Raw genomic sequence first — 24,790 nt, forward strand, 5'->3', positions numbered from 1 at the left:
CCCTGGTCCGGAGCGCGCTGAGGGGCGGCCGCCACCGGCGGCCGCCCCGGTTTCGCGGTCAGTAGCTGGGACAGGTGTTGCGGTACTCCTCGATCGCCGAGCCGCTCGGGCCCGGGCAGAGGAACTGCTCGTAGCGGGTGTCGTCGTCGACGAACCGCTTCAACCAGGCCACCATCTGCCGCGCGGTAGGCGTGTTGACCGTCTGCGGGAAGAAGTGGCTCGCGCCGTTCAACTCCAGGTACGCCTTCTCGGCCGAGGCCGGGATGCTCGTGTAGAACGGCACCGAGTGCGAGGCGACGGGCGCGACCGTGTCGCTCTCGCCTCCGATGATCAGCGTGGGCACCCGCAGCTCGGACCAGCCCTTGTCCAGGTTCCACGGCGCCAGCGGCACCGCGGCCTGCAACGACGGCCGCGACGAGGCCGCCTCCAGGGTGCCGCCGCCACCCATCGAGTGGCCGGCGACCGCGAGGCGGCTGCTGTCGATCCGGCTGCGCACCGAGCTGCGCTCGGTGAGGTAGTCGAGCGCGGCGAGCAACTGCCGGCCACGACTGTCCGGCTGGTCGAACCGGGTGTTGGTCTCGATCCCGATCACCACGAAGCCGTGCGAGGCGATCCGCGGTCCGAGCCAGCTGATGCTGGACCACGCGGCCGTGTAGCCGGGCGAGATGGCGATGGCGCCGAACGTGCCCTCGCTGGTGCTGGTCGGGTAGTAGATGACCCCGCCGCCGAAGCCGGTGACGCTCAGCGAGGACACGCTCTGCGAGGCGGTGGCGAAGGGGCCGCGGCTGGCCTCCAGGATCGCGGTGGTCGGGGCGGGGCCCCGCTCGTACGGGCTGGCCGCCTGGGCGGGGGCGGGTCCGGCGAGGACACCGGCGGCGAGCAGGGTGGCGGCCAGCGCGAGGCGGACGGCGCGCGCGGGCACGGAACGGGTGCGGGTGGTGGTTGGTGACGACACGTCGGGCACTCCCTAGAGTCGAGCGATATCGACGTTCGTCAGTCTTCGCCGCTCCGGTCACCCCGCGCATCGGTGAAATCACCAGTCCCGCCCGCAGATCGGATCTTCCGCGCGTTTCGGCCCTCCGACCAGGGGTAGGGGTGCAGGGGCCTGCCCAAACGCTCCATGGAGAGGTTCGCCCAGTGGATTCCAGCAAGCCCGCCGAGGCGGTCAAGAACGTCGTGAAGACCGCCTCAGAAAAGATCACTGACGCTCTGACGCCCGAGGTGCCCGGTGCCCCGGGCAGCGCAACCCCGCCCGTCGAGGAGCCGACCTCGCCCCACGATCCCCTCCCCCCGAAGCCGGAACAGGGCGCGCCGCAGACCCGTACGCCCACCGGCGCCGAGACCGGCGCGCCGGCGACCGCGAAGGGCCAACAGGGCGCGTACCTGACCACGGCGAACGGTGCGCGGCTGCGCGACACCGACCACTCGCTCAAGGCCGGCCCCCGGGGGCCGGTCCTGCTCCAGGACCACCACCTGCGCGAGAAGATCACGCACTTCGACCACGAGCGCATTCCGGAGCGTGTGGTGCACGCCCGGGGCGCGGGCGCGCACGGGGTGTTCACCGCCTACGGCACCGCCGAGGCGGTCACCAGGGCCGGCTTCCTGAAGAAGGGCCGCGAGACCGACGTCTTCGTCCGGTTCTCCACAGTGCTCGGGTCACGCGGCTCGGCCGACACGGTCCGCGACACCCGTGGCTTCGCCACCAAGTTCTACACCGACGAGGGCACCTTCGACCTGGTCGGCAACAACATGCCTGTCTTCTTCATCCAGGACGCCATCAAGTTCCCCGACATCATCCACGCCGCGAAGCCGCACCCCGACCGGGAGATCCCGCAGGCGCAGAGCGCCCACGACACCTTCTGGGACTTCGTCTCGCTGCACACCGAGGCGCAGCACCACGCCATGTGGAACATGTCCGACCGGGGCATCCCGCGCTCGTACCGGACGATGGAGGGCTTCGGTGTGCACACCTTCCGCCTCGTCAACGAGGCCGGGGAGACGGTGCTGGCCAAGTTCCACTGGAAGCCGAAGCTCGGTGTGCACTCCCTGACCTGGGAGGAGGCGCAGATGCTCGGCGGCATCGACCCCGACTTCCACCGCCGGGACCTCTACGACGCCATCGAGGCCGGCGCGTTCCCCGAGTGGGAACTCGGCATCCAGGTCTTCCCCGACACCCCCGAGGAGACCTTCGCCGGGATCGACCTGCTGGACGCCACGAAGATCGTGCCGGAGGAGCTGGCGGAGGTGCAGCCGATCGGCCGGCTGGTCCTCAACCGGACGCCGACGAACTTCTTCGCCGAGACCGAGCAGGTCGCCTTCCACCTCGGGCACCTCCCGCCGGGCATCGACGTCACGAACGACCCGCTGTTGCAGGGCCGGCTCTTCTCGTACGTCGACACGCAGCTCACCCGGCTCGGTGGGCCGAACTTCGCGCAGATCCCGATCAACCGCCCGCACGCGGCGGTCAACGACATGCTGCGCGACGGCTTCCACCAGCACGCCGTGCACGCCGGGGTGGCGCCGTACCGGCCGAACTCGCTCGACGGTGGCAACCCCTTCCCCGCCGGCGACGCCGAGCACGCGTTCCTCGACGTGCCGGTGACCGTGGCGCAGGCGCCCAAGGTCCGCGCCAACCCGGCGTCGTTCGACGACCACTACAGCCAGGTACGCCTCTTCTGGCTGAGCATGTCGCCGGTCGAGAAGGAACACATCATCCGGGCGTACACCTTCGAGCTGGGCAAGTGCTACCACCAGGCGATCAAGGAGCGCCAACTGCAGTGCCTCGCCAACATCGACCCGGTGCTGTGCGAGCAGGTCGCCACGGGCCTGGGGCTGCCCGCGCCGCAGCCGACGGTGCCGCTGGCCGACGTCGCGCCGAGCCCGGCCCTGTCGCAGGTCGGCAGGGCGTGGCCCGCCGACGGCCGCATGGTCGGGATCGTCGTGGACCCCGACGGTGACCTGGACGGCATCGGCGAGGTCCGCCGGGCCGTGTTCGAGGCTGGCATGGTGCCGCTGCTGATCGCCCCGCACGGGGGCATGGTGGACGGCATGCCGGTCCAGCGGACCTTCGCCACCGGCCGGTCGGTCGAGCTGGACGCGCTCCTGCTGGCCGGAGCGCCGGTGCCCGCACCGGACGCGCTGCCCGCCCGCGACGCCAAGGCCGGGCGGCCGGACGCGGCGACAGTCGATCCCCACGTGCTGCTGCTGGTTGAGGAGTGCTGGCGGCACGCCAAGGCCATCGGCGCCTGGGGCGCCGGCGTCACGGTGCTGGAGCAGGCCGGGGTGGCGGGCACCCCCGGCATCGTGGCCGCCGGCTCGGGCGCCGAGGCGCTGACCGAGGTGCAGCAGTTGATGGCCGCGCACCGGGTGTGGGAGAGGTTCCCCGCCCCGGTCGGCTGACCCGGGTAGTCACACACGAGGGGCTGTCCTCCGAGCGGAGGGCAGCCCCTCGTGGCGTTGGGCGGGATCAGCCGATGTCGGCCAGCCGGGGCAGCACCTCGTCGCCGAGCCGCTGGGCGAACTCCACCGGGTGCCGGTCCGGCGTGACCTGGACCTCGGTGACCCCCAGCGCCGCGTACGCGGACACCTCGGCGAGGAACTCGTCGAGGTCCTCCAGCGGCGGCTTGGAAGCCAGCACGGTCTTCTCGATGCTGTCGTAGTCGCGGCCCTCGGCGGCGCAGTGCCCGCGCAGCACGTCCAGCTTGTGCGCTATCCCCTCCGCGCCCGTGCCGAACAGGTTGCAGGCGTCGGCGTACCGGGCGACAAGCAGCAGCGTCTTCTTCTCGCCACTGCCGCCGATCATGATGGGCGGGTGCGGACGACGCAACGGCTGCGGCGAGTTGATCGTCTCCGTGAGCTGGTAGTGCCGCCCGTCGAACGGCCCGTTGTCGTCGCTCCACATCTGCCGGCAGATCCGCAGCGTCTCCTCCAGGCGCTCGAACCGCTCGGCCACCGGCACCACTGGCACGCCGAGGCCGCGCTGCTCCCGCTCGTACCAGGACGCCCCGATGCCCAGCCGGGCCCGGCCGCCGGAGAGCACGTCGAGGGTCGTCACGGTCTTGGCGAGCAGACCCGGATACCGGTACATCACACCGGTGACCAGCACACCCAACGTCATCCGCTGGGTCTTCGCCGCGACGTAACCAAGCGTCGTGTACGCCTCCAGCATCGGCTCCTCGGCCGGAGCCAGCGCCTCCATCTGGAAGAAGTGGTCCATGACCGTGAACGACGCCACACCGGCCTGCTCGGCGGTGGTGGCCGCCTCGGCGAGCGTCGGTGCGATGGCGGCCGGGTCGGCCGGGGTCGAGAAGTTCCAGTAGTGCAGCCCGAGCTTCATGTCGGCACCTCCACGACCGAGCCTAGAGGTTTCCCCGCCGCGCGACTCCGCACTGCTTCGCCAACCTCTCGCGGTCGGGGATCCGGCGGCCCCGCCGACATCCATTACCGGTTCATGACAATTCGTGGATCACGTACGGATATCCGGCTGACACCTTCGACCGAGTGATCCCGCAGCCAACAACCACCGACCTCCGCCACCCGACGCGTCCACCGCGCGCGCAGTGGGCGGACGCCGCGAAGGGCGTCTGCATCATCCTCGTCGTCGGATGGCACGTCGTCGTCAAGGACTACCTACGCATCGACTGGCACGTCGGCGCACCCGTGCCGGGCCTGTGGGGCACGCTCGGCGAGCAGTTCCTACCGCTGCGGATGCCGCTCTTCTTCACCATCTCCGGCGTCTTCGCGGCGAACGCCGTCCAGCGGCCCTGGCGGACCGTCGCCCGCAGCCGCATCGCCGGGTTCTTCTACCTGTACGCCGTGTGGCTGCTGATCCACAGCACGGTCCTCGCCCTGGTGCCGGACTTCCCGACCGACCGCGCCACATCCGCCCTCGGTCTGCTGGCACAGCTCACGGTCACGCCCTCCAACCTCTGGTACCTGTACGCCCTGGCGCTCTACTTCACGCTCGCCAAGGCGGCCCGCCGACTGCCCCGGGTGCTTGTCGTCGTACCCGCTGCGTTGTTGTCCGCCGTCGCGGCCGCCGGCCTGCTGGCCACGCCGGGCAACCGCGCGGGCCTCTACCAGAACCTGGTCTTCTTCCTCGCCGGCCTGTACCTGCGCCCCCACATCGAGCGGTGGGCGGCCACCGCCAGCCGGCGTCGACTGATGCTCACCTCGGGCGCGTACGCCCTCGCGCTCGCCGCGATGGCGGCGGCCGGCGCCCAGCGGTGGTTCGGCGTGTGGCCGGTGGTCTCGGTCGTGGCGGTGGCGTTCGGCATCACCGCCGCCGCCCGCCTCACGCGGTCACCCACCCTCAGTGACCGACTGACCACGCTGGGGCGCACCACCCTGCCTGTCTACGTCATCCACATGCCGGTCCTGGCCGTGCTCGACCGGCTGGTGCTCGACCCGGTCTCCGGGTTGGACCCGTTCGCCCAGAGCCTGGTCGTGCTCGGCTACCCGGTTCTGCTGACCGCGCTCGTCATCGGCCTGAGCCTGGCCATCCATCGCGGGCTGCTGGCGGTGCACGCCCGCTGGCTGTTCGCGCTCCCCGGGGCGCGTCGTGCGGCGGTGGGCGCATGAGCGGGCTGGCCGAGGCGGTGGTCGACCTCGGGGCGATCGCCGACAACGTGCGGACGATCGCGTCGGTCACCGACACCGCGCTGATGGCAGTGGTGAAGGCGGACGGGTTCGGCCACGGGGCGGTCCCGGTCGCCCGGGCGGCGTTGCGCGCCGGCGCCACCTGGCTGGGGGTGACGTCGGCGGCGGAGGCGCTGGCCCTGCGCGGCGTGGGCATCAGCGCGCCCACATTGAGCTGGCTGCACCGACCGAACGACGACTTCGCCGCGTTGATCAACGCGGGCGTCGACGTGGGCGTCTCGACGACCACCCACCTGCACGCCGTGGCCGACGCGGCCCGACGCCTCGGCGTGCCCGCGACGGTGCAGCTCAAGGCCGACACCGGCCTGACCCGCAACGGCGCCGGCCCCGACGAGTGGCCCGACCTCGTCACCTGGGCCCGGAAGTACGAGGTGGAGGGCGGGATCCGGGTGCGCGGCGTGTGGTCGCACCTGGCCGACGCGGACGTACCGGGCAGCCCGGGGCTGGCCCGTCAGGTGCGGACGTTCTCCGAGGCGCTGCGTTTCGCCCGGGCCGCCGGCCTCGACCCCGACCTCGTGCACCTGGCCAACTCGGCGGCGGCGCTGTCGGCGCCCCGGACCCGCTTCGACCTCTGCCGGATCGGGCTGGCCCTCTACGGCGTCGACCCGTTCGGCGCGACAGGTCCGGGCGAGTTCGGGCTGCGGGCAGCCCTGACGCTGCGGACGACTGTCGTCAACGTGAAGCGGGTGCCCGCCGGCACGGGCGTCTCCTACGGGCCGGAGTACGTCACGGGTGCGCCGACCACGCTGGCGCTGCTGCCGCTCGGTTACGCCGACGGGCTGCCCCGCGCCACCGAGGGCCGCGCGCAGGTGTGGCTCGGCGGCCGACGCCGCCCGGTCGTCGGGCGCATCGCCATGGACCAGTGCGTGGTCGACGCCGGTGACGTGCCGGTGGCCATCGGCGACCCGGTCGTCGTGCTCGGCCCCGGCGACCACGACGCCACCACGCCGACCGACAGCCCGCCGACCGACAGCCCGCCGACCGTCGCCGAATGGGCGCGCTGGGCCGGCACCAACCCACACGAAATCTTGACCGGCATCGGGGCCCGGGTGGGCCGCGACCATCTCCAGGAAAGGGCGGACGTCGCATGACAACGCGACTGGCAGTGCTGTACGGCGGACAGAGCGGCGAACACGAGGTGTCGCGGCGCTCGGGGGAGAGCATCCTGGCCGGGCTGGACCGCGAGCGGTACCAGGTCACCGAGGTGCTCATCGACACCGACGGCGGGTGGCACGTCGGCAGCCGCCCCACTCCCCTGCCCCAGGCGTTGCGGGTGCTGCGCGCCCAGGACGTGGTCTTCCCGGCCCTGCACGGCCCGTACGGCGAGGACGGCACCGTCGCGTCCCTGCTGGAATGGCTCGGCGTGCCGTACGTCGGCAACGGCGTCTTCGCCAGCGCGGCGGGCATGGACAAGGGCGTCACCAAGCGGCTCCTCGCCGCGGACGGTCTGCGGGTCAGCCCCGGTGTGACCCTCCGCTCCGGAGAGCACCTGTCGCCGGCCGAGCAGCAGCGACTGGACCTGCCGATCTTCGTCAAGCCGGCACGGGCCGGGTCCAGCCTGGGCGTGGTCCGGGTGACGGACTGGGCGGCCCTGCCGGCCGCGCTCGACCAGGCCCGGGAGGTCGATCCGAAGGTGCTCGTCGAGCAGGGGGCGCGCGGTCGGGAGATCGACGTCGCCGTCCTGCAGTACCCCGACGGCCGGGTGCAGGCCGGGCCGCCCCTGGAGATCCGGGTCAGCGGCGCGGGCTTCTTCGACTACGACGCGAAGTACGACGGTGGGGCCGTCTTCGAGATCCCCGCCCCGCTCGACCCGGCCACCACCGAGGTGCTCCAGGACCGGGCGATCCGCGCCTTCCACGCCCTCGACTGTCGGGGCCTGCTGCGGGTCGACTTCTTCCTCCCCGGCGAGGGGGCGGAACCCATCGTGAACGAGGTGAACACCTTCCCGGGTTTCACCGCCGCGTCGCAGTTCCCGCAGATCTGGCAGCGGGCCGGCATCGCGTTTCCGGCCCTGCTCGACATCCTGATCTCCGGCGCGCTCGCCGACCGTGGCCCTGTCGCCTCGCCCGGACTGCCCCGACCGGACCGGGCTGTCGATCTGGTGTGAGCGGCGCTCGCCCCGGTCACTCGAGTGGGCAGGGCCAGGGCGGCCGGGTGCCGTCCGGGCCGACGAGGGTGACCGGGGTCGTGCCGTCCTCCGCCACGGCGAACGCCACGGTGCAGATGATCTGGTTGGCCGCGACTGTCGACAGCGACAGCACCGCACCCGACATCGTCACAGTGATGCCGGGCTCGTCGGCGCTCGGCGACACGCTGACCGGCGTGGAGTCCGGCGGCACCTCGCTGCTGAACCCCGCCCTCTGCTCGCTCGGCGTGGGCCCGGACGCCAGCTGCGCGAGGGCCTCGGTAGGCGACGAGGGGCCGGGGCCGGGCTTCGTCGCGCGCAGGATCAGCGCCAGTTCACCGTGCGAGATCAGGTAGAGGCCCGTACCCGCCGGCGGGCCGCTCACCGCGGAGCGGCCGGTGATGACGTCAGTGGGCCGGACTCCGCAGCCCGCGGTGAGCACTGCGAGCAGGAGCCCGCCCGCGAGCAGCGTCCGCGTCACGCGCCGGCGGCCAGGGCGGATCACCGTACGCCTCCGACGTCCGCTGTCTCCGCCGCCACCCGGGGCAGGCGCAGCGTGAACACCGCGCCGCCGTCGGGGGCGTTGCCGGCCACCAGACTTCCCGACTGCCCGGCGTGCCGGTGCAGGCGCGCGTTCTCCCAGGCGATGGCGAGGCCGAGGCCGCTGCCCTCGGAGCGGGTCCGCGCGGTGTCGGCCTTGTAGAAGCGGTCGAAGACGTGCGGCAGCACCTCCGGGTCCAACCCGGGCCCCTGGTCGGCGACCTCGATCGTGATCCAGTCCGGTTCGGCGCGCAGGCGTACGGACACCGGCTCGGTGCCGTGCCGGAAGGCGTTGCCGACCAGGTTGGCGACGATGACGTCCAGCCGGCGGGGATCGAGCCGGGCGATGACACCGGACGGCAGGTCCGTGTGCACCCGATCGGCCCACCGCCGCAGCCGCAGGGTCGCGTTGACCGCCGCGGCGACGTCGACGTCGTCGAGGGCGAGCCGGGCGGCGCCGGAGTCGAACCTGCTGACCTCGATGAGGTCGTTGACCAGCTGGGTGAGGTTCTGCGTCTCCTGACTGACGAGCCGGGCGGCCTGCCCGGCATCCCCCGGCAGCCGGTCCGCCTCTTCGTCCAGCACGTCGGTGACCGCAGTCATCGCGGCCAGGGGCGTACGGAGTTCGTGCGACACGTCGGCCACGAAGCGCCGCGCGTCGGCCTCCATCCGCCGCAGCTCACCGACCTGACGCTCCAGGGTTCCGGCGGTGTCGTTGAAGGTGCGGGCCACGTCGGCCAGTTCGTCGACGCCCCGGACGGCCAACCGGGTGGTCAGGTCGCCCTCGCCGAGCCGGCGTGCCGCGCGGCCCAGCTCCCGTACCGGCCGCAGCACGCCCTGCGCGGCCAGCAGGGCCAGCAGGACGGCGAGGACGAGGGAGAGACCGCCGGTCACCCACGCCAACGTGGCGAGCCGGTCGATGCTCTGCTGCTCGGAGGAGAGGCTGCGCAGCGAGTAGACCTCCACGCCCGACGGCACGGAGGTCCCGTCGGACCTGTCGAACCTGAGTTGCGTGCCGATGAGCAGCACGGGTTTGCCGTAGCGCTCGACGCGTTGCCAGGCGATGTGACCGTCCGCCACCTCCTGCCGCAGCTCCGGGGTGAGCATGTCGACCTCGTCGGCACCCTGCGACCACAGCTCCCCGTAGCGGACCATGGCGTCCCCCTCCCGGTCGGACAGGCTCTGGGACAGCGCGTCGAGTTCCTCCTGGGTCGGCGGCAGGCTGGCGAACGGGTACACCTTCACCAGCTGGTCGGTGAGCGACGCCACCGTCGCGTCCTGCGCCTGCTGGAGGATGACGGTCCGGGCCTGGAAGTAGCTTCCGCTGGCCACCACCGCCGCGGTGGTCACGCTCAGCAGGGCGAAGGCCAGAAGCAGGCGTACGCGCAGACCCAGCGCCATGGCGCGGGCCCAGTGCCAGGGGTTCACAGCGGCCCGAACCGGTATCCGAAGCCGCGCACGGTCTGGATGTAGACGGGCGCCGACGGCTCATCCTCGATCTTGGCGCGCAGCCGCTGGACGCAGGCGTCCACCAGCCGCGAGTCGCCGAGGTACCCGTGCTCCCACACGGCCTCCAGCAGTTGCTGGCGGCTGAGCACCTGGCCCGGCGTGTGCGCGAGTTCGAGCAGCAGCCGCAGCTCCGTCGGGGCGAGGCCGACCGGAGACCCGTCCTTGCTGACCACGAGCGCGGCCCGGTCGATGGTCAGCGCGCCGTGTTGGTGCAGTCCGGACCGCTCGGGGCCGGGACGCCGCGAGTCGCCGCCGGTGCGGCGCAGCACGGCCCGGATGCGCGCCTCGAGCACCCGGGCCTGCACCGGCTTGACGACGTAGTCGTCGGCGCCCGCCTCCAGGCCGGCGACCACGTCCATGTCGTCGTTGCGGGCGGTGAGCATGATGATGGGCAGGTCGCCCTGCTGCCGAATCCGGCGGCACACCTCGAAACCGTCCATGCCGGGCAACATGAGATCGAGGACCACCACGTCGGACGCCGTCGTCGACAGCCGTTCCAACCCCTGCTCGCCGGTCTCCACGGCCACCACCGTGTGGCCCTGACGGGTGAGCGCCAACTGCAGTCCGTCGCGGACCGTCTGGTGATCTTCGATCAGCAGGACCTGTGGCATGCCGCCAAGTATCCCATCATGAAAATGGCTCGCTTTTGCTCGATGCCTGATGGGCGGTATCTACCGGTTTAGTCCGGACTTCTGTTGTGACCAGGCGTTCCATGGCCCCCGGGTCGGCCGGCCGCTCCCGCCGCGGCGGACCGACCGGCCCGACGAACTCCACCGACCGCACCAGGAACACCGCCACGCCCACCGCCACCACACTCAACCCGGCCGCGGCCAGGATGGCCACGAGCGGCCCCCACCGCAGCGAGGCGGCCAGACCGGGCACCAACACCCGAACCACCCAGCCGAGCACGATCAACCCCACCGCTCCCTCGACGACCACGCGCCAGGCGCGGCCGGCGACAGGCGTGGCACGCGGGGGCGGCGTGTCGCCGCCGGGCCGGAACGTCAGCGCCGCCGCGGCCAGGCAGAACAACGTCACGCTCAGCAGGACGCCGCCGAGCACGTCACTGAACCGGTGCCATCCCGCGATCATGGTGGCCGCGCCGATCACCGAGACTCCCGCCGCGCCCGGCACCACCAGCCACCGTCGAGCCCAGCCGGGTAGGACCAACAGGAAGGCCAGCACCAGAGCCGTCGCGACGGCCACGTGACCGCTGGGAAAGCTGTTGTGGGAGGTCGCACCCTCGATCGCGAGGTCCGGGCGGGGCAGCGCCGACTTCACCGCCCCGGCCGTCGCGACCGCGCAGAGCACCACGCCCACGCCCACGACGCCGGCCAGCAGCCGGCGGCCGAGCACGCCCACCACAAGCACCCCACCGAGCAGGACGGCGAGCAGCGTCGGGCTGCCGAAGGTCGCCAGGACGGTCTTCGCCGGCTCGACCAGGTCACTCTCCTGCTCGTAACCGCCACCGGATTCGGCGCGTGGCAGGAGCAGCCCGTCGATCCACTGCCCCGGGTCGGTCCAGACGAACAGCACACCGGTGAGGCCCAGGGCGAGGAGGAAAGAGACTGCCGCGCCGAGCAGCCGCAGGCCCGGCGGCGCGGCGGCGCGACCGGAGGGCAGCGCTCGCGCGGGGCCGGGCGACGACAAACCGACGGGGTACGACGATCCGTGGGACATGTCGACAATGCTCGGCCCGCCAGGTCCGGAGGCCGTCCGTGGATTGTCTTCGTTCTGTCACAACTGCCGATCAGGACCGGAAAAACCGGGCGATCGGGCGTGGTGTCGCCAAGCCGTCCGCACTGCCCTGACGTGAGCCCTCATTCACATGCTTACATGCAACTATGTTTTACCCAGCCGAGACGAGCCACCACTAGGGTCAGGACGCCGATCGATGGCCGTCCTCGGCGGCGCGAAACCATCCGGATTGATTGTGGGGAACCGGAAGGGGTTGGGCAATGCAGGGTATTCCGGTCGCCTCGCTGGTCATCGGCATCGCGTCCTCGCCGGCCGAGCGCCGGCAGTTGGCCCGTCTGCTCGGCGGGACCGACGCCTTCCTGATCGTTTCGAACGTGGACCAGGCACGGGAGTTCCTCGGGGTGGTCGAGATGCCCCCCGTCGTACCTCCTCCGGTTCCGACAGTGCTCGCGGAGGTCACGCCGAGCCCGCAGCCACCACCGGATCTGAGCGTCGACTCCGACCGCCGGGTGCTGCGCTGGCGCGACCAGGAGATCGACCTGACCCGGCTGGAGCACGACGTGCTGCTCTGCCTGGTCGACGCTCCCGGGCAGGTCTGGACCTACGAACGACTGCACCTTGAGGTGTGGGGCAACCGGCACCTCGGCCGCGGCTCCGACATGCACTCCGTGGTCCGTCGGGTACGCCGCAAGCTCGCCCGGCTCGACGCAGCCGCCACGATCCACGCGGTCCGCGGCGTCGGCTTCCGGCTCGCCCCCGTCTGAGCGCACGCGCGATCGTCGCGGAGGCTGGTCCGGCCCGCCTGGTCGAGGACCAGGCGGGCCGGATCTGTGCGCTACCGCTTACCGCTCAGGTGTCAGCACCGGATGGGCGCCAACGCGAAGTTCTCCACAGTGGGAGTGGCGGTGTCGATCCTCGTCTGACGGGTCTGGGGCTTCCAGCCGTCCTTGGCGACGATCATCGTGAGCGGGTTGTTCCGACGGTCCACCCAGTAGGCGTACTTGCCGGCGCTGTCGGTCGCGAACGTCCACGACATCGCCCACGAGTCGACCTGGACCACCGCGCCGGCAAGCGGCGAGGACGCGCCCTGGCAACTCGTACCGGTCACCGTGCCCATCAGCTTGCCCCAGGTCTTCGGGGGCGTCGACGTCATGGTCACCGTCACCGGCGCCACCGAGTACGGCGTGTTCTCCCTGATCGTGACCGCACCGGAGTAGGTGCCCGGCTGGTCCACGTTCGCCGTCATCCCGACGGTGACCGTGACCTTCTCACCCGGCGCGAGGGTGACTGTCGACTTGTCGATGGTCATCCAGCTGACGTCGGCCGCCGACTCGACACACCCCTCGAAGCCCGGCAGCACCTCGCTGTCCGGTGCCGCGTTGAAGCTGCCCGACGAGCCGCCGATCTTGTAGAAGCCACACGCCGCGCCACCCCGGTACCGGGCGGTGTTGGCGTTGGGCAGGTTCGACCACGAGCTGGTGGCCGGGTCGAAGGCGAAGCCGGCGTTGCTGATGGCGCCGCCCTGCGAACCGCCCACCACGAGGAGCTTGCCGCTGGCCACGGCGTACGAGCTGGCCCAGTTGTCGACTGGCGCGTCAGCGATCGCGGTCCACGTGTTGGCGCCCGGGTCGTAGGCGTAGCTGGCCTTCTGTGCCGCGGTGCCGTCGTTGCCACCGGTGCAGTAGAGGGTGCCGTCGATTCCGCCGCAGGAGGCGAAGGCGACCGACTTCGGGTAGTTCGCAAGCGTCTCCCAGGCGTTGGTACCCGGGTCGTAGCGGACCACCGTGTTCGACATCGGCACGCAGCCCGAGGTGGTGCAGCCACCGACGGCGTAGAGCTTGCCGTCGACGACCGCCTGTCCGGCCGCGGCGCGTGGCGCCGGGTTGTCGGCCAGTTCGGTCCAGGTGTTGGCCCCCGGGTCGTACGACCAGGTGGTGGCGTCCGGGCCGGCGTCGGCCCAACCACCGGTCGCGATGATCTTTCCGCCGATCACGCCGACCGCCAGCGCGTTGCGGGCGCCGGGCAGGTCGGCCACCGCCGTCCAGGTCTGCGCGACCGGGTCGTAGGCGTAGGTCTTCACTGTGGAGGCGCTTCCGTCGCCGCCGCCGATCGAGTACACCTTGCCGTCCAGCGTGACCACCCGGTTGTCCATGATGTTGGCCGGGAAGTCGGTGATGTCCGTCCACGGAGCGGCCTGCGGGCCGGCCGCGGCCGGGGTCGCCGTCGCCGCCTTACCGGAGGCCTTGGCCGCGAACGACGTCGGAACACTCAACCGCTGCTCCGGCGCGCCGGCCGCGCCGAGCACCTGCTGCCGGGTCACCCGCGAACCGTCGGCCCGCAGCAGCTCGAAGCCGTCGTCACGCTCACCGAAGCCGACCTCGACCGGCGCGCCGCCGGTGTTGGTCACGGTGAACGTCCTGGTGGCCTTTCCGCCGGGCATCTGGACCGTCGCACTCAGCTGGGTGGGCGTCACCGACAACCGGCCGGCCGCGAGGACGAAGTTCGCGGTGGTGGCCCAGTCGGCCTCGACGTCGACCTGCTTGCTCTGGCTGACGTAGTTGCCGGCCGTCGCGGTGAACTTGTGGGTGCCGGTGAGCGTCGAGTAGATCCAGTAGAACCCGTCGGGCAGCCCCGGGTCGTCCGGGGTCGCCACGGTGACCGCCTTCTCGGCGGGCCTGTCGTTGCTGGTGACGGTGGCGCCGTTGATGTAGCTGTTGTCGTTCTTGTCGCGGACGTTGCCCACGACCAGACCGCCGTCGACAGGTACGCAGGTGACCTGGCTGCCGATGAGGACGTTGTCGACCTCCCACCACCACTCGTACGAGGCGTCGTAGTAGTGGAACCGCACCTGGACCTGCGCCTTGCCGGCCGCCTGCGGGATCGGGATCTCGGTGAGCTTCGGGCCCCGGACGTCGGTCTCCTGGCGGAGCACGTTCGTCCAGGTCGCGCCATTGTCGATGCTCAGATCGACGTCGGCGGTGTCGTCGTTCAACTGGTTGAAGTCCTGGTTGAACCGGATGACCGGGGCCGTGACGCCGGACAGGTCCACCACCGGGCTCACCAGGGAGGTGTCCTGGGTGGTGCCCGCGCCGTACGCGTCACTGTCGATCATCGCGAAGTTGCCGCTGCCACCGGTCAGGTTGCCCCGGTCGCCGTCGTCGGTGAACTTCCAGACGTCACCGCTGCCCGCGTTGTCGACCACCGTCCAGCCGGCCGGCGTGGTCGTCGCGTCGAAGGTCTGGTACTCGCCGTCGGAGCCGAACGTGTAGCCGGGCGCCGTCGTGCAGGTGGTGGTGTCCACCGGCACCGCGACGTTTGCGGTCACGTTGCGCGTGCCGACCACTACCTCCTTGGTGACGGTCTGGTAGCCCGGGTACTGCGACTCGTACGTCAGGGTGTACGTCTGCCCGGCCGGCAGCGTGATGCTGTACCGGCCGTTCGACGGCGTCGTGTAGTCGTACACGCCGGACACGCCGCTCACCGTCACCTTGGCGTACAGCGGCCAGCCGTGGCCGGAGCCGTCGGTGACCGCGCCTGTGACGTTGACGCGTGGCACCGCCGTCAGGGCGACGTTGAGCGTGGTGGTCGCGCGGTTGGTGACAGTCGCCGTCTTCGTGGTGCTGCCGTACCCGAACGCCGAAACGACGACCTGGTAGTCGCCGGTCGGGACCTGGGTCGAGTACTTCCCGTCGGCGCCGGTGGTGATCTCCCGCGAGGCCGGCCCGGTGAGGGTCACTGTCGCACCGGCGATCGGCGCGCCGGTGGCCGCGTCGGTGACCGTGCCGGCGAGGGTGCCGACGTCGCCGGTCGGGGCGGCGTCGAGCAGCGCGAGGGCGTCCAGTCGACCCTCGCCGTAGACGTTGTTATCCGCGGCCGTGCCACCGCACTGGTCGTCGGCCTTGTCGATCGCGGTGCCGTTGAGCAGGGCACGGGTTCCGTCGACGTCACCGATGAGTGACGGCGCCGCCGAGTACAGCAGGGCGATCGCGCCCACCAGGTGCGGGGCGGCCATCGACGTGCCGCTGGCGCTGCCGTACCCGTTGCCGGGAACACTCGACCGGACGTTCACGCCCGGAGCGGAGATGTTGGGCTTGATCTCGCCGTTCTGCCCGGCCCCCCGAGCCGAGAAGCTGGCGACGGTGTTGTTGACGTCGTACGCGCCGGCCGAGTAGTTGCTGGCGAGGCTGCCCGGCGAGCCGCTGGTCTCGCACGCCGGCCCGCTGTTGCCGTTGGAGAAGACACCGAAGATGCCCGACGCGGCCCAGGCCAGCGTCACGTCCTCCATGAAGGGCTCGTTGGACGGGTTCCGGGTGCCCCAGGAGTTGTTGATGATGTTCGGCCGCTTGCTGGCGTCCGGGTTCTGACCGCTCAGGTCGGTCGGCTCGAGCATCCACTGACCGGATTCGACAAGCGCCGCGTCGGTGGGGCAGCAGCCGTTCGCCGCGATCCACTTGACCCCGGGCGCGACACCGATCTGGTTCGCGCCGGCGGAGCCGGCCATGGTGCCCATGGTGTGCGTACCGTGGCCGTCGTCGTCGCAGGGCGCGTCGGCGCACGTCCCGGCGGCGTTGAACCAGTTGTAGTTGTGGTCGAACGTGCCGTCGCCGTTGTTGCCGCGGTAGGAGTTCACAAGCGCCGGGTGGTCGTACTGCACACCGCTGTCGATGCTCGCGATGGTGACGCCCTCACCGGTGACGCCGTACTGGGACCAGACGTCGTCGGCGTTGATGTTGGCAACACCCCACTCGACGGCGTTGACGGTCTTCTCGTCGGTGCCCTTGGTGAGTTCGGGGAGCTGGTAGGCGACCGGGGGGTAGAGACCCTCGACCTCCGCGTGGGCGGCGAACTTCTGCGCCATCGACAGGGAGCCGCTGTTCACCTTGATGGCGTTGGTGGCCCAGAAGGTCTCGTACTTCGTGCCCGAGCTGTCGAGTTCGGCGCGGATCTTGCCCTGGCTCCCGGCGGCGGTTTCCCGCAGCGTCTGCGCGACTGCCGCGCCGCGCTTCGTCCAGTCCTTGATGGCGCTGGCCTTGCTCAGGTCGGCCCGGTCCTTGAACCGAATCCAGAAGTCCCCTGCGCTCTTGGCCTCAAGCTGCCGGGCGAGCTCCGGTCGGATCTTGTCTCCGGCGGCGGTGCCCGCTCCCAGCGAACCGGGCGCGGCCTGCGCGGCGGAGCCGACGCTGGCCAGGCATGTGGCGGCGAGAATCATCGCCGCGCTGGCGCTGACCAGCGATCTGGCCGTTCGTCTCCATTGTGGACGTCTGATCATCGGTGCTGCCTCCCTCAGAACGACCCAGGGGTGTGATGGGCCATGTGAGAAGTGCGGGAGATCCCGCTCGACGGAACCGAGCGAACGGACCCCTCATGCCTCCCCATGCACCGCGCGGGTCACGCCGGTTGCCCGACTGGACACTATGATCGAGAGGAAAGGACGATCAAGAACTTGCTGTGAGCAACTTGTCGCTAACGGTTGCCCTGCTGGCGGCGCGCTTGCCAAACATTGTCAGGACCATGACGATAGCTGGGCAGGGATGACCATCGATCCCGGGCGGTGTGGTGGCCGAGGACGACGAAACGACGTTGGCCGGAGCCGATCCGGCCGACGAACCGTTTCCGTTGCTGATCGCGGTGACACCGTCGCCGACCGAGCGCATCCGGCTCGCGGAGCGTCTCGACGGGATCGCGCCGCTGCTGCTGGTGGCCGACCTCGACGAGCTGCGTCGGCTCATCGCGGTGCCGCAGCAACGGACCGGGCCGCCCGGTGGGCCACCGCCGAGCCGGACGCCCGCCGCCGAGCCCGAAGCCGCCCTGGTCATCGACTCGGCCAGGTCCACCGCGCGGTACGGGGCTCGCGAGGTCGACCTGACCCGGCTGGAACACGACCTGCTGACCTGCCTGATCACCGAGCCGGTCCGGATCTGGAGCTATGCCGAGCTGCACCTGTCGGTCTGGCACGACGAGGGGCGCGAGCGCAGGGCGGACGTGCAGTCCCTGGTGAAGCGGTTGCGGCGCAAGTTGCGGGCCCTCGGCACCGGTGCCACGATCGAGGCCGTACGCGGTGTCGGGCTGCGCCTCAGCGGCCGACAGGAGCCGCGAATCGGGCGTGCCTGACGGCTGCCTGATGTAGGCAGCTTCTCAGCACGGGCCGCCCGTTTTCCGGTAACCGGGGGCGGTGGGCCGGCGACCACGTACCGTGAGATACAGCCGATCAACGGCGAACGCCGGGCGTGTGTCGGGCCGCCTGCCCACTCAGCCGCAGGAGGTGCGGAGCCCATGTTGTCGGTATTCGACCCTCGGCACACAGTCGCTCCCCCGGGATACAGCCGCTGGCTCATCCCGACCGCGGCGCTTGCCGTGCACGTCTGCATCGGCCAGGTCTATGCGACGAGCGTCTACAAGAACTCCCTCATCGCGCACTTCGACACCAGCCAGACGGCGATCGGGGCGATCTTCAGCATCGCCATCGTCATGCTGGGCTCGTCTGCGGCGGTGGGTGGCCGGTGGGTGGAGCGCAACGGTCCCCGCCGGGCCATGTTCGTCTCGGCCTGCTTCTGGGCCACCGGTTTCCTGGTCGGCGCGCTCGGCATCGCGACCCAACAGCTCTGGCTGCTCTACCTCGGCTACGGCGTCATCGGCGGGATCGGGCTGGGCATCGGCTACATCTCGCCCGTGTCCACGTTGATCAAGTGGTTCCCGGACCGGCCGGGTCTGGCCACCGGTCTGGCGATCATGGGATTCGGTGGCGGCGCCCTGGTCGCCGGTCCGCTCGCGCGTCAGTTGCTGTCGCTCTACGACTCCGACTACAACCCGGCCAACCCCGCCGCGGTGGCGTCGGGTTCCGCGCTGGTGGGGCTCTTCGTCACGTTCGGCATCGGCTACTTCGTGATCATGATGTTCGGCCCGTTCAACGTCCGGGTTCCCCCACCGGACTGGCGGCCCGCCGGGTTCGACCCCGCTCGCGTCGCCACCCGGTCGCTGGTGACGAGGGCCAGCGTGTCCGCGTCCAACGCCGTACGGACCCGCTCGTTCTGGCTGCTGTGGATCGTGCTGTTCTGCAACGTCACGGCGGGCATCGGCATCCTGGAGCAGGCCAGTCCGATGATCCAGGACTTCTTCCGGGACAACGGTTCCACAGCCGTCTCGGTGTCGGCCGCGGCCGGCTTCGTGGGTGTGCTGTCGCTGTTCAACATGGCCGGGCGTTTCGTCTGGTCGACGACGTCCGACCTCATCGGCCGCAAGCCCATCTACCTGATCTACCTCGGGGTCGGCATGGTGCTCTACGCCCTGCTCGCCGTGGCCGGGCACGCCGCCACAGCCGTCTTCGTGCTGATCGCCGCGCTGATCATCTCCTTCTACGGCGGCGGCTTCGCCACCATGCCCGCGTACCTGCGGGACCTCTTCGGCACCTTCCAGGTCGGCGCCATCCACGGCCGGCTGTTGACGGCCTGGTCGGCGGCGGGTGTGGCCGGGCCGTTGATCGTCAACCGCATCCTCGACACGCAGGGCAAGCCCGGCACGCTCACCGCGTCGGCGTACCGGCCCGCGCTGTTCACCATGGTCGGTGTCCTCGCCATCGGTTTCGTCGCCAACCTGCTGGTCCGCGCCGTGCCCGACCGGTTCCACGAGCCGGACCGGGGGTCGACCTCACCTGTGGCGCGCGCCAGCGTCACCGAGCCGGTCGCCCTCGGCCCGCAGAGCAGGCCGCCGGTGCCCGAGCATGTCGGCGGCCAGACCGGGCGGCTCTGGTTGTCCTGGTTGCTCGTCGCGGCGCTGCTCGGCTACGGCATCGTCCAGACCGCCATCACGGCCGCGAAGCTGTTCACCGGCTGAGCGCTCGGGCCGCGTCGCGCACGGGCAGTGCCTCTCGCGGGGCGCTGCCCGTCGTGCTCAGCGTCGGCCGTCGGCCACCGTCGGGCCGTGCTCGGCGAGACGCTCCCGCTGGGGTACGACCGTGTACCGCGGATCGCGGGCCGACACGCTTCCCGCCTCGAAGATGCCGAACCGGGTGGCGACCGACGAGGCCACCAGGGCCGCGCCGGCGAACACCGACAGGGCCCGGCTGCGTCGGCTGAGCAGCGCGGCGACCGCGCCCACGCCGAGCAGCACGTTTCCCGCCCGGACCAGCCGTCCTGTGGGACCGTGCCGGTAGGGCTCGCCGGTGATCCTCAGCCGCTCCATCCGGTGACCGCCTACCAGCTTGATGGCCGCGCCGGCGACGGCGAGCCGCCGCAGCGGCACGGTCTCCGCGGCGGGCGCCGCGACGAGGCCGACCCCGGCGGCCGCCGCCAGGGCGCTGCCGCCGAAGACGAACGGCAGATAGGGGTACGCGTCGTGCCAGGCCGGTACGGCGGTGTCGGCGAGCAGGACCCCGGTGTACGTGGCCAGCGCCGGGGCGGTGGCCGCGGCGGCCAGGCCGGCGACGTCGCCGACGGAGGGGGCGAGCCGGCGGGCGAGGCCGAGCACACCGTGCTGCGGGAGCCGTGGCCCGAGCTCGGCGATCGCCGCCACACCGGCGGCCGGCCCGAACGCGGTGAGGATCCAGGTGCCCACCGACATCGGTGAGGTCAGCTTGGCGACCCGGAGCATGTGGTGGAACCGCTCCGGCCGCCCGAGGTCGTGCACAAGCAGGTACGCGCTGGCGACGGTCCCGCCGAGGGCCGTCCAGCGGCCCACGCGGCGCAGGGCGGGGCGTCCGGTCAGCTGGGCTCCCGCGCCGATCAGCGCGCCGCCGGCGGCCAGGCCGCCGCTGAACAGGTAGCCGGCGATGTCGCGCTTCCAGACCGGCGCCTTGAGGACCGGTCGGCCGTAGTAGGAGCTGAAGTCGGCCGGCGGCACGGTGAGCTGCTCGCCGCCGTGGCCGCGACCCCGGCGCGTCGTGTCGGTCATGGCCGCCTGCCCAGGAACGCGACAGCCGTGGCGGCGACCATCGTCAGCGCGGCGACGCCTGCGTGTTTCCACATCGCCGGCAGGTCCCGGGTCGTCACCACCGGATCCGGCGGCAACCCGTACACCTCCGGCTCGTCCAGCAGCAGGAAGAACGCACCGTCACCACCGACGCCGTCGTTCGGGTCGTGCCCGTACAACCGCGCCTCGGGCACTCCATGCTCGTGGAGCTTCGCCACCCGCGCGGCGGCCCGCTCCCGCAACTCGTCCAGTTCGCCGTACTGGATCGACTCCGTCGGACACGCCTGCGCACACGCCGGCGTCATCCCCGCACCCAACCGGTCATAACACAGCGTGCACTTCCACGCCCGACCATCATCCTTACGCTGATCGATCACCCCGTACGGACACGCCGAAATGCAGTAGCCACAGCCGTTGCAGATGTCCTCCTGCACCACCACCGTCCCGAACTCCGTCCGGAACAACGACCCAGTGGGGCAGACGTCCAGGCAGGCCGCATGCGTGCAGTGCTTGCACACATCCGACATCATCAACCACCGGAAATCCGACCGCTGCTCCACACCCGTACCCCGCCCCGGAGGCTGCCCACCCGGCATCCCCAGGAACTCCGGCCCACCCGACATGCGGGTGGCCGCAACCGGTGAGCCGGGCGGCAGACCCGGATCCGTGCCGGTGTCGGTGCTGGTCCGCGCGCCCACGGCCGCCGTTGCCGGGCTGACGGCCGGCCCGTCCGGATAGCCCTCGAACGCCGGGGTCGCCGCCCCCACCGAGCGCGGCTGCTCGACGAACGCGACGTGCCGCCACGAGTTCGCCGTCAACGCGCCGGTGTTGTCGTACGACATGCCCAGCAGATCCAGACCACTCTCCGGAACGCCGTTCCACTCCTTGCAGGCCACCTCGCACGCCTTGCACCCGATACACACGCTCGTATCGGTGAAGAACCCCATCCGCGGCGGCGCGTCCCCATAGCCGGCGTCCGAGGCCGGATCGAGCGGCCCGTACAGGGCGTTGGCGTGGGGCATCGGTCAGGCCTCCTGGTCGCTGCTGCTGTCGGCGACGTCGGTCGTGACCAGCGGTGGGTAACGGTGGCTCAGGTCCCCCGACCGTCGCCGGTAGTCGACGACGAGGTCCAGCAGATCCTGGCCCCTCGGGCGTCGGCCGGGCAGCACGTCGCACGTGCCGACCTTGCTCTCCTGGATGAGGACGTTGGGGTCGAGCGTGATGCCGAACAGGTCGTTGGCCGAGTCACCGGTCACCAGACCCTCGTAGCCGAAGTGGTACGGCAGCCAGACCTGGTGGATGATCCGGCCGTCCACCCGCAGCGGAGTGATCCGGTCGGTGACCAGGACCTTCGCCTCGATTGCCGCGCGGGCGCTCACCAGGTGCGCCCAGCCCAGGTGACGCAGTCCCCGCAGGGCTGCCAGCTCCGGCGACACCTCGACGAACATCTCCGGTTGCAGCTCGGCGAGGTGCCCGACGGTCCGGCTCATGCCGCCGGCCGTGTGGTGCTCGGTGAGCCGGCTGACAGTGATGACGTACGGGAAGACGTCGCTGTGTTGCTCCGGGGGGCTCGGGTTGAGGCTGTTGATCGGGTGGGTGTAGACCTTGCGGGCCGGGTTGGCCTGCTGCCGGTAGAGCGGGTTGCGCACCGGCGACTCCACCGGCTCGTAGTGCGTCGGCAGCGGCCCGTCCAGCACCCCGCTGGGCGCGTAGAGCCAGCCCTTGCCGTCGCCCTGGAGGATGAACGGGTCGTCGCCCGCGATGCCCGCCACGCCCGAGCTGTTCGGCGGCGGCCGGTACGAGGGCGCCTTGTTCTTCTCGAAGTCCGGCACGTCGTAGCCGGTCCACTCGGCCTTCTCCGCGTCCCACCACACGTACTTCTTGCGCTCGCTCCACGGGTTGCCGTCCGGGTCGGCCGAGGCACGGTTGTAGAGGATCCGCCGGTTGGACGGCCACGCCCAGCCCCACTCGAGCGCCACCAGGGACTGCTCCGAGCCGGGCTTGCGGCGGGCAGCCTGGTTGACGCCGTCGGCGTACACGCCTGTGTAGATCCAGCAGCCGCCGGCGGTGGTCCCGTCGTCCTTCATCTCCGTGTAGCTCGACAGCGGGCGGCCGCTGGCCACGTCGTACCCGTTGATCTCGTAGAGCACCGACTCGGCGCTCGGCTCGGCCTGCGGACCGTGCGTGGGGTAGTTCCAGGTCAGGTCGAGCAGCGCCCGGTCGCGGGCGCGGGTCGAGCGGGCCAGCCGTTCCCTGACGATCCGGCCGAGGTGGTAGAAGAACCACAGCTCGGAGCGGGCGTCGCCCGGCGGCTCGACGGCCTTCTCCCGCCACTGCAACAGCCGCTGCGTCTGCGTGAAGGAGCCCTCCTTCTCCACGTGGGAGGCGGCCGGCAGGAAGAACACCTCGGTACGACACTCCTCCGGCACGATCTCGCCCGTCTCGATCTCCGGGGCGTGCTGCCAGAACGTCGCGCTCTCGATCATGAACAGGTCCCGAACCACCAGCCAGTCCAGGTTGGCCATGCCCAGGCGCTGCGCGCGCCCGTGCGCCGAGCCCACGGCCGGGTTCTGCCCGAGCAGGAAGTACCCCTTGATCTTCCCGTCGATCATGTCGAGGACCTGCTGGTAGGTGCCGTGGTCGCCGGTCATCCGGGGCATGTAGCCGTAGCAGTAGTCGTTGTCGGCCGTCGCGGCATCACCCCAGTACGCCTTGAGCAGGTTCACTCCGTAGGCGCGCGCGTTGCCCCAGAAGCCCTTCTGCCCCGGATGCCGGATGCTGTCGACCCACTCGTCGAACGTGGGGTGGTCGGCGTGGTGCGGCATCGGCAGGTAGCCGGGCAGCAGGTTGAACAACGTCGGCACGTCGGTGGAGCCCTGGATGCTCGCGTGTCCCCGCAGCGCCATGACGCCACCACCGGGCCGGCCCATGTTGCCCAGCAGCAACTGGATGATCGCGCCGGCGCGGATGTACTGCACGCCCACGCTGTGCTGCGTCCAGCCGACCGAGTAGACGAGCATGCTCGTCCGCTCCCGGCCCGAGTTGGCCGTCCACGCCTGGGCCAGCTCCAGGAACTTGTCCTGCGGGATGCCGCAGACCCGCTCCACCATCTCCGGCGTGTAGCGGGAGAAGTGCCGCTTGAGGATCTGATAGACGCAGCGCGGATGCTGCAACGTCTCGTCGCGCTGGGTGTCGCCGCCCACCGGCGCGCCGTGCGACTCGTGCTCCAGCCCGGCTGCCGTCTCCCGCTGGGTTTCGGTGTCCCGAGGGGGGATGTTCTGCTCGGCGCCCTCGTACTGCCAACTGCTCTGGTCGTAGCTGGCGTTCTCCTCCGCGAAGCCGGAGAAGAGCCCGTGCAGGTCCTCGGTGTCCCGATACTCCTCGGTCACGATGGTGGCGGCGTTCGTGTACGCCACGACGTACTCGCGGAAGTCCAGCTCGTTGTCGAGGATGTAGCGGATCACGCCGCCGAGCAGGGCGATGTCGGTGCCCGCACGGATCGGCAGGTACGCGTCCGCCACCGCGCTCGTCCGCGTGAACCGCGGATCGACGTGGAACACCTTCGCCCCACGGCGCTTGGCCTCCATCACCCACTGGAAACCCACGGGATGCGCCTCGGCCATGTTCGAACCCTGGATGACGATCATGTCGGAGTTCGACAGGTCCTGCTGGAACTGGGTGGCGCCGCCGCGACCGAAGCTGGTCCCCAGACCGGGGACGGTGGCGGAGTGTCAAATACGGGCCTGGTTCTCGATCTGGAGCGCCCCCATCGCGGTGAACAACTTCTTGATGAGGTAGTTCTCCTCGTTGTCCAGCGTCGCCCCACCCAGACTGGAGATCCCCAGCGTCCGGTTGAGCGGCCGGCCCTCGGCGTCCCGGTCTTCCCAGGTCTCGTCCCGGGCGGCCAGGACCCGGTCGGCGATCATGTTCATCGCCGTGTCGAGGTCGAGATCCTCCCACTCGGTGCCGTACGGCCGCCGGTAGCGGACAGTCGTCTGCCGCAGCGGACTGGTCACCAGGCTCTTGCTCGCCGCGCCCTTCGGACACAACCGACCCCGCGAGATCGGACTGTCCGGATCACCCTCGATCTGCGTGACCTGCCCGTCGGCGACGTACACCCGCTGACCACACCCCACGGCGCAGTACGGACAGACGGACCGGGCCACCGAGTCGGCGGTATCGGTACGGGCGGTGAGCGTCAGCGACCGGGCGGACTTGGCCGCCGCGCCCCGGCCCAACGGGTCGGTGCCGGTGAGCTGGCGGTAGAGCGGCCAGCGCTCGACCCAGCGGCGCACCCCCATCGCTGCACCTTCCCGACGAAAGCCACTAAATATGAACAGTCCGACACTAGATGAG

Annotated in this window: 17 protein-coding genes; 7 read left to right on the top strand and 10 right to left on the bottom strand. The window is 71.0% G+C overall.

Annotated elements, in window-relative coordinates; all coding sequences use genetic code 11:
* Positions 1-58: 58 nt before the first annotated feature.
* Positions 59-955, bottom strand: a complete 897-nt coding sequence (locus ACLQ26_RS29295) for an alpha/beta hydrolase family protein (RefSeq protein WP_425747580.1) — start codon at positions 953-955, stop codon at positions 59-61.
* A gap of 182 nt (positions 956-1,137) precedes the next feature.
* Here ACLQ26_RS29295 and ACLQ26_RS29300 point away from each other — a divergent pair, with 182 nt between their 5' ends.
* Positions 1,138-3,399, top strand: a complete 2,262-nt coding sequence (locus ACLQ26_RS29300) for a catalase (protein ID WP_425747582.1) — start codon at positions 1,138-1,140, stop codon at positions 3,397-3,399.
* A gap of 67 nt (positions 3,400-3,466) precedes the next feature.
* Here the strand turns inward: ACLQ26_RS29300 and ACLQ26_RS29305 are convergent, their stop codons facing one another.
* Positions 3,467-4,336 (bottom strand): LLM class F420-dependent oxidoreductase, encoded by an 870-nt coding sequence (locus tag ACLQ26_RS29305; protein WP_363682105.1) that lies wholly within the window; start codon positions 4,334-4,336, stop codon positions 3,467-3,469.
* A 164-nt stretch (positions 4,337-4,500) separates the two neighbouring features.
* On the opposite strand from ACLQ26_RS29305, the gene ACLQ26_RS29310 reads away from it, so the two are divergent.
* The 3 genes from ACLQ26_RS29310 to ACLQ26_RS29320 are packed head-to-tail and all read left to right on the top strand — an operon-like array spanning position 4,501 to position 7,765.
* Positions 4,501-5,580, top strand: coding sequence for an acyltransferase family protein (locus tag ACLQ26_RS29310; RefSeq protein ID WP_425747583.1), 1,080 nt, complete (start codon positions 4,501-4,503; stop codon positions 5,578-5,580).
* Complete coding sequence (gene alr / locus ACLQ26_RS29315; protein ID WP_425747584.1) at positions 5,577-6,749, top strand: alanine racemase; 1,173 nt, start codon at positions 5,577-5,579, stop codon at positions 6,747-6,749. The genes ACLQ26_RS29310 and alr overlap by 4 nt, the downstream gene beginning before the upstream one ends.
* A complete protein-coding gene (locus ACLQ26_RS29320; protein WP_425747585.1) occupies positions 6,746-7,765 on the top strand; it encodes a D-alanine--D-alanine ligase family protein in 1,020 nt (339 codons plus the stop codon). The genes alr and ACLQ26_RS29320 overlap by 4 nt, the downstream gene beginning before the upstream one ends.
* A 16-nt stretch (positions 7,766-7,781) precedes the next feature.
* On the opposite strand, the gene ACLQ26_RS29325 is transcribed toward ACLQ26_RS29320, so the two are convergent.
* From ACLQ26_RS29325 to ACLQ26_RS29340, 4 genes are read right to left on the bottom strand one after another with little or no spacing between them, the layout of a single operon-like run.
* Positions 7,782-8,288, bottom strand: a complete 507-nt coding sequence (locus ACLQ26_RS29325; protein WP_425747587.1) for a hypothetical protein — start codon at positions 8,286-8,288, stop codon at positions 7,782-7,784.
* On the bottom strand, positions 8,285-9,751 hold the full coding sequence (locus tag ACLQ26_RS29330; RefSeq protein WP_425747588.1) for an ATP-binding protein: 1,467 nt from the start codon (positions 9,749-9,751) through the stop codon (positions 8,285-8,287). Before ACLQ26_RS29330 ends, ACLQ26_RS29325 begins: the two co-directional genes overlap by 4 nt.
* Positions 9,748-10,443 carry a response regulator gene (locus ACLQ26_RS29335; RefSeq protein WP_425747590.1) on the bottom strand — a complete coding sequence of 232 codons (696 nt, stop codon included), beginning with the start codon at positions 10,441-10,443 and terminating at the stop codon, positions 9,748-9,750. Before ACLQ26_RS29335 ends, ACLQ26_RS29330 begins: the two co-directional genes overlap by 4 nt.
* 16 nt (positions 10,444-10,459) lie before the next feature.
* Positions 10,460-11,512: a phosphatase PAP2 family protein gene (locus ACLQ26_RS29340; protein ID WP_425747591.1), complete on the bottom strand. Its 1,053-nt coding sequence runs from the start codon at positions 11,510-11,512 to the stop codon at positions 10,460-10,462.
* Between the two features lie 278 nt (positions 11,513-11,790).
* Between ACLQ26_RS29340 and ACLQ26_RS29345 the strand changes: the two genes are divergently transcribed.
* Positions 11,791-12,294 carry a winged helix-turn-helix domain-containing protein gene (locus tag ACLQ26_RS29345; protein WP_425747592.1) on the top strand — a complete coding sequence of 168 codons (504 nt, stop codon included), beginning with the start codon at positions 11,791-11,793 and terminating at the stop codon, positions 12,292-12,294.
* A gap of 92 nt (positions 12,295-12,386) precedes the next feature.
* Here the strand turns inward: ACLQ26_RS29345 and ACLQ26_RS29350 are convergent, their stop codons facing one another.
* Positions 12,387-16,799 carry a S8 family serine peptidase gene (locus ACLQ26_RS29350; protein ID WP_425747593.1) on the bottom strand — a complete coding sequence of 1,471 codons (4,413 nt, stop codon included), beginning with the start codon at positions 16,797-16,799 and terminating at the stop codon, positions 12,387-12,389.
* A 287-nt stretch (positions 16,800-17,086) separates the two neighbouring features.
* Between ACLQ26_RS29350 and ACLQ26_RS29355 the strand changes: the two genes are divergently transcribed.
* Both ACLQ26_RS29355 and ACLQ26_RS29360 read left to right on the top strand, forming a co-directional pair.
* On the top strand, positions 17,087-17,641 hold the full coding sequence (locus ACLQ26_RS29355; RefSeq protein ID WP_425747594.1) for a winged helix-turn-helix domain-containing protein: 555 nt from the start codon (positions 17,087-17,089) through the stop codon (positions 17,639-17,641).
* 162 nt (positions 17,642-17,803) lie between these two features.
* Positions 17,804-19,360: an OFA family MFS transporter gene (locus tag ACLQ26_RS29360; protein ID WP_007461415.1), complete on the top strand. Its 1,557-nt coding sequence runs from the start codon at positions 17,804-17,806 to the stop codon at positions 19,358-19,360.
* A 57-nt stretch (positions 19,361-19,417) separates the two neighbouring features.
* Here the strand turns inward: ACLQ26_RS29360 and nrfD are convergent, their stop codons facing one another.
* Genes nrfD through fdh form a run of 3 tightly spaced genes read right to left on the bottom strand, consistent with a single transcriptional unit; the run spans position 19,418 to position 24,735 of the window.
* On the bottom strand, positions 19,418-20,416 hold the full coding sequence (gene nrfD, locus ACLQ26_RS29365; RefSeq protein WP_425747595.1) for an NrfD/PsrC family molybdoenzyme membrane anchor subunit: 999 nt from the start codon (positions 20,414-20,416) through the stop codon (positions 19,418-19,420).
* Complete coding sequence (locus ACLQ26_RS29370) at positions 20,413-21,456, bottom strand: 4Fe-4S dicluster domain-containing protein (RefSeq protein WP_425747596.1); 1,044 nt, start codon at positions 21,454-21,456, stop codon at positions 20,413-20,415. Before ACLQ26_RS29370 ends, nrfD begins: the two co-directional genes overlap by 4 nt.
* A 3-nt stretch (positions 21,457-21,459) precedes the next feature.
* Complete coding sequence (gene fdh / locus ACLQ26_RS29375; RefSeq protein ID WP_425747597.1) at positions 21,460-24,735, bottom strand: formate dehydrogenase; 3,276 nt, start codon at positions 24,733-24,735, stop codon at positions 21,460-21,462.
* Positions 24,736-24,790 lie beyond the last annotated feature (55 nt).

The sequence above is a fragment of the Micromonospora sp. DT43 genome (assembly GCF_049841645.1).
In the GTDB taxonomy this organism is placed as follows: Bacteria; Actinomycetota; Actinomycetes; order Mycobacteriales; family Micromonosporaceae; genus Micromonospora.

Excerpts from the sequence above, each read along its gene's own strand:
- ACLQ26_RS29370 (WP_425747596.1), bottom strand. The coding sequence starts at position 21,456 with ATGCCCCACGCCAACGCCCTGTACGGGCCGCTCGATCCGGCCTCGGAC.
- alr (WP_425747584.1), top strand. The coding sequence starts at position 5,577 with ATGAGCGGGCTGGCCGAGGCGGTGGTCGACCTCGGGGCGATCGCCGAC.
- ACLQ26_RS29320 (WP_425747585.1), top strand. The coding sequence starts at position 6,746 with ATGACAACGCGACTGGCAGTGCTGTACGGCGGACAGAGCGGCGAACAC.
- ACLQ26_RS29350 (WP_425747593.1), bottom strand. The coding sequence starts at position 16,799 with ATGATCAGACGTCCACAATGGAGACGAACGGCCAGATCGCTGGTCAGC.
- ACLQ26_RS29340 (WP_425747591.1), bottom strand. The coding sequence starts at position 11,512 with ATGTCCCACGGATCGTCGTACCCCGTCGGTTTGTCGTCGCCCGGCCCC.
- ACLQ26_RS29360 (WP_007461415.1), top strand. The coding sequence starts at position 17,804 with ATGTTGTCGGTATTCGACCCTCGGCACACAGTCGCTCCCCCGGGATAC.
- ACLQ26_RS29345 (WP_425747592.1), top strand. The coding sequence starts at position 11,791 with ATGCAGGGTATTCCGGTCGCCTCGCTGGTCATCGGCATCGCGTCCTCG.
- ACLQ26_RS29335 (WP_425747590.1), bottom strand. The coding sequence starts at position 10,443 with ATGCCACAGGTCCTGCTGATCGAAGATCACCAGACGGTCCGCGACGGA.
- nrfD (WP_425747595.1), bottom strand. The coding sequence starts at position 20,416 with ATGACCGACACGACGCGCCGGGGTCGCGGCCACGGCGGCGAGCAGCTC.
- ACLQ26_RS29305 (WP_363682105.1), bottom strand. The coding sequence starts at position 4,336 with ATGAAGCTCGGGCTGCACTACTGGAACTTCTCGACCCCGGCCGACCCG.